This window comes from Psychrobacter sp. 2Y5 (assembly GCF_051847375.1).
GTDB lineage: Bacteria > Pseudomonadota > Gammaproteobacteria > Pseudomonadales > Moraxellaceae > Psychrobacter.
On record NZ_JBPYDA010000009.1, the window covers coordinates 90653 to 103466 of the forward strand.

The 12814-nt window shown below is 44.6% G+C and carries 11 protein-coding genes; 9 read left to right on the forward strand and 2 right to left on the reverse strand.

Annotated elements, in window-relative coordinates; genetic code table 11:
• Window positions 1-304 precede the first annotated feature (304 nt).
• Window positions 305-1231, forward strand: coding sequence for a bifunctional methylenetetrahydrofolate dehydrogenase/methenyltetrahydrofolate cyclohydrolase FolD (gene folD / locus ACS8E3_RS10245; protein WP_439243943.1), 927 nt, complete (start codon window positions 305-307; stop codon window positions 1229-1231).
• Complete coding sequence (locus ACS8E3_RS10250; RefSeq protein ID WP_439243945.1) at window positions 1231-1890, forward strand: phosphate-starvation-inducible protein PsiE; 660 nt, start codon at window positions 1231-1233, stop codon at window positions 1888-1890. The genes folD and ACS8E3_RS10250 overlap by 1 nt, the downstream gene beginning before the upstream one ends.
• Window positions 1891-2011: 121 nt before the next feature.
• Here the strand turns inward: ACS8E3_RS10250 and corA are convergent, their stop codons facing one another.
• Window positions 2012-3223 carry a magnesium/cobalt transporter CorA gene (gene corA / locus ACS8E3_RS10255; RefSeq protein WP_439243947.1) on the reverse strand — a complete coding sequence of 404 codons (1212 nt, stop codon included), beginning with the start codon at window positions 3221-3223 and terminating at the stop codon, window positions 2012-2014.
• 178 nt (window positions 3224-3401) lie between these two features.
• Complete coding sequence (locus ACS8E3_RS10260) at window positions 3402-3791, reverse strand: DUF2237 family protein (RefSeq protein ID WP_439243948.1); 390 nt, start codon at window positions 3789-3791, stop codon at window positions 3402-3404.
• A gap of 663 nt (window positions 3792-4454) precedes the next feature.
• On the opposite strand from ACS8E3_RS10260, the gene ACS8E3_RS10265 reads away from it, so the two are divergent.
• The 7 genes from ACS8E3_RS10265 to ispG all read left to right on the forward strand — a co-directional run bounded on the left by ACS8E3_RS10265 (window position 4455) and on the right by ispG (window position 12703).
• Complete coding sequence (locus ACS8E3_RS10265; RefSeq protein WP_439244029.1) at window positions 4455-5663, forward strand: ATP phosphoribosyltransferase regulatory subunit; 1209 nt, start codon at window positions 4455-4457, stop codon at window positions 5661-5663.
• Window positions 5664-5840: 177 nt separating this feature from the next.
• Window positions 5841-7130: an adenylosuccinate synthase gene (locus ACS8E3_RS10270; RefSeq protein ID WP_439243949.1), complete on the forward strand. Its 1290-nt coding sequence runs from the start codon at window positions 5841-5843 to the stop codon at window positions 7128-7130.
• A gap of 355 nt (window positions 7131-7485) precedes the next feature.
• Window positions 7486-7917, forward strand: coding sequence for a nucleoside-diphosphate kinase (gene ndk / locus ACS8E3_RS10275; RefSeq protein ID WP_439243951.1), 432 nt, complete (start codon window positions 7486-7488; stop codon window positions 7915-7917).
• 411 nt (window positions 7918-8328) lie between these two features.
• Window positions 8329-9567 (forward strand): dual-specificity RNA methyltransferase RlmN, encoded by a 1239-nt coding sequence (gene rlmN / locus ACS8E3_RS10280; RefSeq protein ID WP_439243953.1) that lies wholly within the window; start codon window positions 8329-8331, stop codon window positions 9565-9567.
• A 235-nt stretch (window positions 9568-9802) separates the two neighbouring features.
• Window positions 9803-10720 carry a type IV pilus biogenesis/stability protein PilW gene (gene pilW, locus ACS8E3_RS10285; RefSeq protein ID WP_439243955.1) on the forward strand — a complete coding sequence of 306 codons (918 nt, stop codon included), beginning with the start codon at window positions 9803-9805 and terminating at the stop codon, window positions 10718-10720.
• Window positions 10717-11529 (forward strand): helix-turn-helix domain-containing protein, encoded by an 813-nt coding sequence (locus ACS8E3_RS10290; RefSeq protein ID WP_439243956.1) that lies wholly within the window; start codon window positions 10717-10719, stop codon window positions 11527-11529. The genes pilW and ACS8E3_RS10290 overlap by 4 nt, the downstream gene beginning before the upstream one ends.
• A gap of 58 nt (window positions 11530-11587) precedes the next feature.
• Window positions 11588-12703, forward strand: coding sequence for a flavodoxin-dependent (E)-4-hydroxy-3-methylbut-2-enyl-diphosphate synthase (gene ispG / locus ACS8E3_RS10295; protein ID WP_439243957.1), 1116 nt, complete (start codon window positions 11588-11590; stop codon window positions 12701-12703).
• Window positions 12704-12814 lie beyond the last annotated feature (111 nt).

Genomic DNA, 12814 nt, shown 5'->3' on the forward strand with positions numbered 1-12814 from the left:
ATGTAACTTCAAATCTATTGACCGTCCAGTTAGCTTTAAGTTGTTTTTATTTACAAATACCTAATAATCTCCAGCCTAGATCTTACTGTAAGGTCTAATACAAGTGTTGTTACGTATATTATGAATAGCAACGAAATAAGTGATAAAAAAGATCTAATAAGCTTTGATATAAAGAACAACTAAGCTCAGGAAGAATGTTTTAATAGACGTAAGTGGGTAGGTTTTTACCGGTAACAGAGGTACAATATCACGCGTGAATTACACGGGTTTCCTTTCTGTTCATCGCCAAAATTTTGGAGTTATCATGTCAAGCGCGTCAAACACTACTGAACCATCAACTGAGCAAAAATCTGTCACGCTGTTAGATGGCAAAGCGCTCGCTAAACAGATAGAGCACTCACTGAGCCAGCGTGTGGCTACGCTTAAAGAGAAGACGGGACGTACCCCAAGCCTTGCGACGATATTGGTCGGTGCTGATCCTGCTTCTGCGACCTATGTGCGTATGAAAGGCAATGCTTGCAAGCGCGTCGGTATGGACTCTATTAAGGTCGAGTTGCCTTCTGAAACCACCACCGAGCAGCTCAAAGCAAAAATTGACGAGCTTAATAATAATCCAGATGTGCACGGCATTTTATTGCAGCACCCTGTGCCTGATCATATCGATGAGCGCGCTTGTTTTGAGCAAATTGACTTGGCAAAAGATGTCGATGGCGTCACTTGCTTAGGTTTTGGTCGTATGAGTATGGGAGAGTCAGCTTACGGCTCTTGTACGCCGCAGGGTATCATGCATCTGCTAGCGCACTACGATATCGAGCTATCGGGTAAGCAGGCGGTGGTAGTCGGGCGTAGTCCGATCTTAGGTAAGCCCATGGCGATGATGCTATTAAATGCCAACTGCACCGTGACGATCTGCCATTCAAGAACCGAAGATTTGCAAGCTCATGTTGAGCGTGCAGATATTATCGTTGGTGCTGTCGGCGTACCTGAGCTGATCAAAGCGGCTTGGGTTAAACCCGGCGCGGTAGTGGTGGATGCCGGCTTCCATCCTACAGATAACGGCGGCGTTGGTGATATTGAGATGAGCGGTGTGGCTGATATTGCTAGTGCTTATACCCCAGTGCCAGGCGGGGTCGGGCCGATGACTATCAATACCTTGATTCGCCAAACGGTTGAAGCCGCGGAAAAGTCAGCTAGATTAGATGCAGATCTAACAACTGGTGCGACAGGCTGATGACTACGTTATCAGATAAGTCATCGAAGTCTACAAACGAAACTAATAGTAATAAACCTGGTATTAATGAATCTGGCACCAGTGAAGCTAGCATACATAAAGTTGATAAAAGTAATAACGTCAAGCAAGATAGCATTGAGACGAGCCGTATTGACAGGGCGCAGCACTCCAAGAGCGAAGTCAGTATTTATGAGCGCTTACAATACCTCGGTCGCGACTTTGTCGATATTTGCCACTATGTAATTTTGTTTTTTATCAGCTTAGTGGTGGTGTGGACAGCGGGCAAAGAGTTTTTTTATATTTTCCAAAAAGGCTCAGCAGACTTAAAAGATATTTTATTACTGTTCATTTATCTTGAGTTGCTTGCGATGATCGGCATTTATTTTAAAACCCACCGTTTGCCCGTGCAGTTTTTGATATTCATTGCGATTACTGCTTTATCACGGCATTTAGTCGTCGATGTGCAGGCGGTATCAGAGTATTATCACCTCTGGCTATTAGCGACTATTTCGGTAGCGGTGATGATATTGAGCTTCTCTATTGTGATTCTGACTTGGACGGCAAAAATGTTCGGTCGTCCTGAAGACTATTACGACGATCACCAAAGCCCTAATACTGAGCACCATCTGCCCAGCTTTAATATCAGAAAACGCCGGTAGTAAGTTTGGTTGTGAGTCAGGTTCTTTTATCTGAAATAACTTCAAATAGATAAAAAAGAGCTCATTGATGAGCTCTTTTTTTTAGCTTAAAACGTTTTATTCATAATTAGGCTATTGCTAATTAGAGCCATTTCACTTTTTTAAACTTATAGTATAAGTAGCTACAAGTCGCAGCGATCAAAAATAAAATAACAAAATAAGAGTACTCCCAATGCAGCTCAGGCATAAAATCGAAGTTCATGCCATAGAGACCGGCGACAGCAGTCGGCACTGCCAATATACCTGCCCAAGCGGCAAGCTTACGTACCACCTCATTCTGCCCCATATTGACCATAGCCATATAAGTGTCCATAGCTAAGCTTAGCATCTCATTAAGACCGTTGACCGCATCTAATGAGCGCAGCAGATGGTCGTTTATATCGCGAAAATAAGGCTTAGCGGCATTAGGGAAAGCAGGCACTAAATCGCTTTTTTGATGATTAATAAAGAAGTTGCAGATATCTTGTACCGGCAGTATCACCGCGCGCATGTGTACCAGTTGTGACTTAATCTCATAGAGATTCTTTAGGGTGTCTTTATTGAATTCATAGGTAAAGATATTGCGCTCTTGCTCGCGTAAATAGCTACCCAGTCTATCGGTGATTGGTAGATAATTATCAACAATAAAATCAAGAACAGCATGCAAGATAAAGATAGGCCCCATTCTTAATTTTTCGGGGCGCAGATGACAATGTTCACGTACTGGTGCATAGGCGTTTGAGGGGCCAGTACGGATAGTGATCAGGTAGTTCTTACCCATAAATATTGCGGTCGTGCCATAGCGAATATAATTGTCTTCGAGCTTGGCAGTTCGAACGACTAAGAATATCGTATTGTTATTATAGGCTTCAACTTTGGCACGTTGATTATCAGCAAAAGCGTCTTCTATAGCCAGCTCATGCAGATCAAAAGCATTTTGTACTTCGGCGATGGTCTGTAAGCTTGGCTCATAAAGTCCTAGCCAAATAAATTGATTATTATTGGTCAAGGCTTTACTTACGTCGCTGAGCGCCAACTGGCTGATTTGTTTACCGGTCTTACGCGAGTAAGAGTAGCAGTTGACCACTTCAGCGTCGCTTGAGACGACGATATCCTCATAGCGTTCTGAGTCCGGGTCATAGACGGTCATGGTCTCAAGCGTATCTTCTGCCGTCGCGTCCGCATCACCATAAATATAACTATCGTAATCGACTAAGTTTAGCGGCGCCTCAACGCTGTTAGAGTAGATACGTTCGATATTGGAATCAGGGGCGATACGTATCGTCTGGGCTGACGGCTCATCATCACGGTGCATAGACGCTCTTCCTCGTCGTTAAAGCCTTAGTCGTTAAAGTTAAGTCTTTAAAATAAAACCTTTATTTATCTAAAGGTATCGCTATAACATAAGACCTGCCGCATTTTAGAAAGTGCTTGCTCTAAAAATAACGAGATGTCGAATATCACCTATCAAGTATTAAATATCAAGCGGCAGTTTATAAAGCATAACGCTTTAAGGTGTCAATATCGACGAGCGTCAGTAAGCTCTCATGGCAAGCTTCGAGCTTGATAGGCGGCGCTATGTCAAAGTCTAATGCTTCGACCCAGCGCAGCGCACAAATACACCAATAGTCACCGGGCTTTAGACCGGCAAAATTATACTCAGGTAAAGGCGTGATCAGATCATTACCGCGGCTAGACGAAAAGTTCAAAAATTCACTGGTCATTTTAGCGCAGACAGTATGTTGGCCAACGTCTTGGTTGCCAGTATGACAAAAACCGTTACGATAATACCCTGTGATAGGATCAAAGCAGCAGCTAGCAAGCGCGGTGCCTAGTACATTGGTTTGATTGATGTCGGGGTTTGGATGGTAATCTGTGGACATAAAAATTCCAAAAAAAATATGGGTTAGTGTAACACGGGTCTAGGGCGTAGGGATAAGTCAATAAACCAAAAACCGCTCTATTATTAGTGATTGATTATCGCGGTCTTACTACGCTATCAGCACACAACGGGTATCCGTCGCTATTCTCAACGGCTTATCTCTATATCAGTTAAAAAGTGATAGATGATTAAAGAGAATTGTGACTAGTCGAATCTCAACGGCTATGCTAAACTAAATCCTCAAGTGCTGTGAGCATTTCGCGTGAGTGTGTTCAAACGCTTTATGTTATATGTCTAATATAGTATGTCAAATGTTTGAAGAGCATAGCGATAGCTTTTATCATCCTCATCTATTCATTATCATAATTAAAAACGACTATACTTAAATCGGTCTAATATATAACGATCTAGATTTTAAATAACCTAAACTGAAAATGATTTGGTATTGAGATGACCTAGTTGCTTTATACGAATTGGGTCAGTGATAGTGCGTGCTAAAAATACAAACCGCTCATAAACTTATCATATCGCGTTTGCGTGATAAGCCAAACAAGGATTCATTGTGTCTGTCAGTTCTGATTCTACTAGCTTTGCTCACTCCTCTTCGGCGACTCAGCAGAGTACCCACACGGCACCTACAGGGGCTAGCAACGGCCTTTCTTACTTGAGTAATCATGCCGCCGAAGTGGCTAATAATTGGCTGCTACCTGATGGGGTTGGTGATGTGCTTTTTTCTGCTGCCCAAAAGCAGGAAGTCCTGCGTTATCAGCTCATCCAGCAGTTGATTACTCATGGTTATCAGCCAGTCAGCCCTCCGTTGATCGAATATACTGAGTCATTATTGAGTGAAGCCTCAGAAGATCTTAAGCGTCAAACGTTCAAGATTATCGATCAGCTGACGGGCCGATTGATGGGTCTGCGGGCCGATATCACGCCGCAAATTCTGCGTATTGACGCACATCATGGTAAGGGTATAGCGCGCTATTGTTATGTGGGCCATGTCATTCATACGCTACCGTCAGGATTATTTGGCTCACGCACACCGCTGCAATTGGGTGCTGAGATTTTTGGCTGTGATGATTTAAAGGCCGACATTGAGCTGATAGATGTATTATTTACTATGGTCAATGGCCTGAATCTAAAAGCGAGTCTTCATATCGACTTAGGTCACGTGGCGATATTCAAACGCTTAGCTGAGCTGGCACAGTTGTCTGCCAGTGACACCGATCAGCTGATGACGCTGTACGCCAATAAAAACCTACCAGAGCTTAAACGAATAAGTAAAGCCCTGCCGATGGGGAACGATTTTTATGCGTTGGCGCGTTTTGGTCATGATATGACCGGGTTGCTAACGAAGCTATCTGCTACTGCTAAGCAAGATAGCGAAATCGCGCAAGCAGTCGACGAATTACAGCGCTTGACCGTTCATCTGCAGCAGCAATGGCACTGTGAAGTGAGTATCGATGTCACTGAGCTATCAGGCTATCATTACCATACGGGTATTGTCTTCAACGGCTATATCAATAGTGAGACTCAGCCATTAGTACGCGGTGGACGCTTCGATGGGATGCAAAGTCAGGACAGTCAATTGACTGATGCTCAAGCGCCGCGAGCCGCGACTGGTTTTAGTATGGATGTTAGTCGATTACTGGCACATATTGAGCTTGAAGCGCCAGCGGTAGTCATTGTTGATTATACCGATATGACTGAGGCCGATAGTGCGTGCAAGCAAGCGTTACAGCAGCAAATCGAAAAATGGCGTCAGCAAGGGTACCGGGTAATAGTGCCCTTAAGCAAAGACGACTATCCAGCGGATGTCACCCATCGTTTAAGCCTAGTCGATGAGCACTGGCAATTAACTAATATCAATTAACTACTATATAGTACCAACATATATTGGTAGGGCAACGCATATAGTGGTAGGGCAACGCGCTCTAATCTTTATCTAAATATCTGATTTAATCCATAGCTAAGTCTGATGTTAAGCTTAGCTTTTTAATTTAATAGTCGTTTATTAACCTACTCAAATACATTACTGTAAGGATCTATCATGGGTAAGAATGTCGTAGTTTTAGGGAGCCAATGGGGCGATGAAGGTAAAGGCAAAATCGTCGACTTGCTTACCGAAAAAGCCTCAGCGGTGGCGCGTTTTCAAGGTGGTCACAACGCAGGGCATACGCTAGTTGTCGATGGCAAAACTACCGTACTGCATCTCATTCCTTCAGGTATTTTGCGTGACGATGTCACTTGCTTCATCGGTAACGGTGTGGTCTTGGCTCCTGACGCTCTGCTCAAAGAGATGAAAGAGCTAGAGGATAACGATGTGCCAGTACGCGAGCGCCTACGTATCTCACCGAATTGTCCGCTTATCATGCCGTATCATGTGGCGCTTGACCAAGCGCGTGAAGCCAAACGCGGCTCTGGTAAAATCGGTACTACTGGCCGCGGCATCGGTCCTGCATACGAGGACAAAGTCGCACGCCGAGCGATTAAGCTTGCTGACTTATTCCGCGATGACTTAGAAGAAAAACTACGTAATCTTATCGAATATCATAACTTCCAGTTGACGCAGTACTATAAAGTCGAAGCTATTGATTTTGATGAAACCTTTAAGCTGTGCCAAGAGTGGCGCGAAGAGATCAAAGGTATGGTTACTGATGTGACCGAAGATCTTAACCAGCTGCGTCTAGCGGGCAAGAACTTAATGTTCGAGGGTGCCCAAGGCACTTTGCTTGATATCGATCACGGCACTTATCCATTTGTGACCAGCTCAAGCGTGACTGCAGGCGGCGTCTCCACCGGTACGGGTATCGGTCCATTATATTTGGACTATGTGTTGGGTATCACTAAAGCTTATACCACGCGTGTTGGTAGCGGTCCATTCCCAACCGAGCTATTCGATGATGTTGGGGCGCATTTGGCCAAAGTCGGCCATGAGTTTGGCGCGACCACTGGCCGTGCACGCCGTTGTGGTTGGTTTGATGCTGAGGCGCTACGCCGTGCAGTAGTACTGAACTCGCTGTCAGGCATTTGCTTGACTAAGCTTGATGTTTTAGATGGTTTAGAAGAGCTACTGATCGGTGTCGGCTATAACTTGCCTGAGACTGAATGTGCAGGCGCCCATGATGCCGAGTTCTATGAGTCGGTTACGCCTAAATATGAAACTCTACAAGGCTGGAGCGAGTCGACCGTAGGTATCACTAACTATGAGGATCTACCAGAAAATGCCAAGATATATATCAAACGCATCGAGCAGCTCATAAATTGCCCAGTCGATATCATCTCAACCGGCCCTGACCGCGAAGAGACTATTGTCCTACGTGATCCGTATGATGCTTAGTCTATAAAAATGCTAAATAGATAACGAAGTCCCAGTGTCTAAATCATACTAGACATTGGGATTTTTGTATTTAAAACCTGTCTATAGATGATAGGGAGTTCAACACGCTCTAGTCATAATCGCTGAATGACTATAACTAAAGATATTTACGGTTTAGTAAGACACAATCATAAATTAACCCTATCATTTGTAGTGTTAATCATTATAATAGGCAGCAATCTTCCACTGAGGACAATGCGCTCGCATTGATAACGCATCAGTCCATCGGTTTATTTAGCTGATTGAGTGTGATGATCACAGATAACTTACCCATTTATTTTTACGGCTAACTTAATCCATTTTATAGGAGCTTTTCATGGCTAACGAACGTACTCTATCTATTATCAAACCTGACGCAGTCGCTGGCAATCATATCGGCGCTATCTATGATCGCTTTGAGCAAGCTGGTCTAAAAATCGTTGCCGCTAAAATGATGCAACTTGATGACGAAAAAGCGGGCGGCTTTTACGCTGAACACGCTGAGCGTCCATTCTATAACGATCTAAAGTCATTCATGACCTCAGGCCCAGTATTAGTATCAGTACTAGAAGGCGAAAACGCTATCGCTAAGCATCGCGAAATCATGGGTGCTACTAACCCTAAAGAAGCGGCTGAAGGCACTATCCGTGCAGATTTTGCTAGCAGTATTGATGAAAACGCCGTTCATGGTTCAGATTCTGCGGAATCAGCTGAGCGCGAAATCAGCTACTTCTTCAATGATAATGAAGTTTGTGCTCGTACTCGTTAATACTACCTAAACGGCTTAGTATTTATCAGTATATAAGCGTTGCTATTAATCTTTGCTGTTGGGAGACTAGTAGTCAAAGACTCAAAATTAGACCTCAATAGCTTGATTATTATTAACGCAAAACGGCTTATACTCTATGGGGTGTAGGCCGTTTCTACTCTAGACTGATTAATATAAAGCTTCTTGTCTTATATTGAAATAGCCAGTAATTGCCCTAATATTCATTATTGCTTTATAATTGTGTTATTGCAGCTTAAAACATCTGGCTTTAAAAATATAAGGTTAATAGCGTTAGCAATCCTTTATCAGTATTGTTTATTGGTAGCATTCCATTGAACAGCGCTCATAACGGATTGCTCATGCTCCACAATATTGCCCAAGCTTTTTAGCTCAGGCAAAAAGGTATTTATTATGTCCATGGTACACACTTCCACGCCGTCAGCTGACACTCAGAGTAAGACTAACCTCTTAGGGCTGTCGCAAGATCAGCTTGCCAATTATTTTAAGAGTATCGGTGAGAAGCCTTTTCGCGCCACCCAAGTGATTAAGTGGATATATCAACACGGCGTCACCGATTTTGAGCAGATGACTAATTTGAGTAAGTCGCTGCGCGAGAAGTTAGCGCAGCATGCCTGCGTGACTGCGCCTAAGGTTATTCACCGTCAATATAGCGATGATGGCACCCGTAAATGGGTGTTTGAAGTCACCGGCGGCTCACTCGTTGAGACAGTGTTAATACCCGCTGATGATAGTAAAGTCGATGGACGTAAGACTTTGTGTATCTCATCACAAGTGGGCTGCGCGCTCGATTGCAGCTTTTGTAGTACCGGTAAGCAAGGCTTTGAGCGCGATTTAACTGCTGCTGAGATCTTGGGTCAGCTGTGGGTCGCTAATGCCTCTTATATGAGCGATGAGAATGACAGCTTAGAGCACGTTGATCCTAGCCTTTGGGAAAACAAAGTCACTAACGTGGTGATGATGGGCATGGGTGAGCCGTTACTCAATTATAAGCCTGTCGTCAGCGCTATGCAGCTGATGCTCAGCGATCATGCTTATGGTTTGTCGAAGCGCCGGGTGACGCTGTCTACCTCTGGTGTAGTACCTAAAATGTATCAGCTGGCACAGGATATCGATGTTGCTTTAGCCATCTCTTTACATGCGCCTAACGATGAGCTACGTAATGAGCTAGTACCTATCAATAAGAAGTATCCGCTAGCAGAGCTAATGGCCGCCGCTCGCAACTATGTGTTCGACGCCAATCCGCGCCACAAAAAACACGTCACTATCGAGTATGTGATGCTAGATGGTGTCAATGATAGCGATGTACATGCTCGGCAGCTAGTAGCGCTATTAGGGGATTTACCAAGCAAGATCAACTTAATACCCTTTAATCCGTTTCCGCATGCCGATTATGGTAAATCGAGTAATAACCGTATTCATGCTTTTAGTGATATTCTCAGCCAAGCGGGTTTTGTTTGTACGATTCGCCAAACTCGTGGTGATGATATCGATGCCGCTTGTGGTCAGCTAGTTGGGCAGGTCGCTGACCGTACGCGCCGTTCAGAGAAGTGGCAGCAAAGCATCAAAGACAGAAGCGCGCAAGCTGTTACTATTAAAGACAGCCGCTCGAAGCGCGATGCTAAGGCTTAGACAAACCTCAATATAGTGATAGGGCAATAACAGAGCAATGATAGTGCAATAAACCTTAACAAATAGTGTGAATGATTATTGAGTCGTTAAGGTAGATAAGAGGTAGACTAACGGTTTTTATCGGTATAAAGTCGTATAGATTCGATACCTTAGTACTTATTATTTTTTTAAAGTAACAAGGTAACAAGGTATAAAGGTGTTAATAATTGCTAGTAAGACCAAGGATTTAGGTGCTATGAGTGATGCGGATGTTAGTCAACCACGGTGTTTGTCCATGAAAGTCGAACCACACATACTATCGAGATCGCTATCTAAAGGACGCGGAATAATAATTAGTGCCTTATTAGCGATGCTGCTAAGCGCTTGTCAAAGTACAACCTCTCCCGATTTGTCAGGCAGTACCCGTTATCAAGGTTCAGCGCCAACAAGTAATAACAAAAACCTTGATAAACAAGAGATTGCCCGCGTTCGTACCTCACTTGCTGCCCAATATATCCATAAAAACGAGCTAGATGCTGCCCAGCGCCAACTCGAAAAAGCTTTTGCTGCCAATAGCCGATACGCGCCAGCCTATGATATGATGGGCGTTTTATTACAGCAAGAAGGTAGCCGTCTTAACCTTGAAAAGGCGGATGAATACTTCAAAAAAGCGATTGCCCTTGACGCAGATTTTGAACAAGCCCGTAATAATTACGGAGTTTATCTCTCGCAGATGAAGCGCTATAGCGAGGCGGCTCAGCAGTTTGAAATTGCAGGCTCTGCACTAGGTTATGAAGGCCGTATTAGCGCTCTAGAGAACTTAGGACGCACTTATTTACAGCTCAACGATAGTGCTGCCGCGGCAAAAGCATTTTTGCGGGCTTTAGATGGCAACCGTAACAGCTTAGTTGCTCATATTGAGCTGGTTGATTTATTATTAGCCCAAAACCGCGTTCAGCAAGCTCAGCGCTTGTATAATGAGACGCTAATACTGGTACAAGGGCAGGGCGTCAGTCCGCGTCTGCTATTGCAAGGGGTCAAATTGGCCAAAGCGCAGGGTGATAGCAACCAGCGTCAACAGTTATCGCGTCAACTATTATCTGCTTATCCGTTAAGCGATGAAGCAAAACAACTTAAGACTTGGCTCAACAATCCAGAGGCACCATGGCAATGACCGAATCATCACTAAATACTCAACTCAATGCGCAAAACTCATTTGGTGTCATGCTGCAACAAGCTCGCAACACTCAGCAAATAAGCTTGGAGACGGCAGCGGCTGAGCTGTTTATTTTAAAACGTCACTTGCAAGCGCTTGAAAACGAAAACTTCTCTGAGCTGCCGCAAGTTGCATTTGCGCGTGGCTTTGCGATTAACTATGCCAAATATCTAAGTTTAGATCCTAATACGGTCGCTAGCGCCTTCGATGCCGCTTACCCTAATGAGCTAAAAGACCGCTCAGCTACCAACGCCGAATCGTTACTACAGCCGATGGGGACGCTACAGCGCGATACTAGCAGCCGTATTCGTTTCAACCCGTTATTGATAATAGGGGTTGTTGCGCTCATTATTTTGGCTTTCTTTTTGTTTCGTATGGTGAGTAACGCTAGCCGCGATAGTGAAACAGCTGCGCCCGTGACTGATGACATCACGGCTACGGAGCAAGCTCAGGGCGCTGCAATAGTGACTGAGGACGATGGCGTTGGCGCTTCAGGATCAGCGCTTAATCTAGGCGGTGATAGCCAAAGCAATGCCACTTTAGAGGTCAAGCTGACCGATGCCGTCGATGTCAATATCACAGATGCTTCAGGCAATAGTCTGATGAATGGTGAGCAGACCAGAGGCAATTATACTTTGATAGGGATGCCGCCGTTTAGTATTCAGATCGACGATGTCGATAATGCCAGCTTAGTGCTCGATCAACAAGCGATTGCCCTTGAGCAGTATGCGACTGGTAATCGCGCTATATTTGAGCTTGCGCCATAAGGGTATAGTCCCTGATATTTAGAAGTTTATTCTATCTACTTTAAGTAAAGGAATTTGTATGTCAACGTCAACGCCTATTCATCGCCGCCCTACCAAAAAAATACATGTCGGTAGCGTAGCAATTGGCGGCGATGCACCGATCAGTGTGCAGAGTATGACCAATACCGATACTTGTGATGTGGCAGCTACAGTGGCACAGATTGAGCGCTGCGTGGAGGCGGGCGCGGATATGATGCGCGTTTCTACTCCTACGATGGATACGGTCAAAGCCTTTGGCGAGATTCGTAAACAGGTCAGCGTACCGCTGATTGCCGATGTGCATTTTGATCATAAGATTGCGCTGGCCGTAGCTGAAGCCGGTGCTGATTGCTTGCGTATCAACCCGGGTAATATCGGCAGTGATGCCAAGGTGCGCGAAGTTGTGGCTTGTGCTAAGCATCATAATATTCCGATTCGCATTGGCGTCAATGCCGGCTCCTTAGAAAAGGATATTCAGCGTAAGTACACAGAGCCAACCGGCGAGGCGATGCTTGAGTCTGCTATGCGGCATATCGATATTCTTGAACGTCTCAATTTTGATCAATATAAAGTCTCAGTCAAAGCCAGCAATGTATTTTTGACGATGGACGCCTATCGCTTGATATCGGCGCAGATAGATAATCCGCTACACTTAGGGGTGACAGAGGCGGGGGTCTATCGTACTGGTGCGGTCAAGTCGGCTATTGCTTTGGGCGGGCTGTTACTTGATGGTATTGGCGATACTATCCGTATTTCTTTGGCTGCTGAACCGGAGGAGGAGATCAAAATTGGCTTTGATATTCTAAAATCACTAAATATTCGCTCCAATGGCGTGAATTTCATCGCTTGCCCGAGCTGCTCGCGACAAGAGTTCGATGTCATCAAGGTGATGACGGCATTAGAGTCGCGTCTAGAAGATATTCGCGAACCAATGAACCTATCAGTGATTGGCTGCAAAGTAAATGGTCCAGGTGAAGCCAAAGAAGCTGATATTGGTATCGTTGGCGCCGCTCCTAAGTCCCTGGTCTACCGCATGGGCGACAAGAGCCACCTTATCGACACCAATAACTTAGTGGACGAAATCGAAGATATGGTACGTGCCCACGCGGCAGAGCTCGCTAAGTCACGCGAAAATGAGATTATTCGCGTCGGCTAGTTACTTATGAAATAGTAACTTATAAAGCAGTGACTGATAAAGAGCTGCTACTCAAAAGTATTGATATTCTATATTTAAAAAATAAAAACAACCGTATTAAAGTTTAAGGGT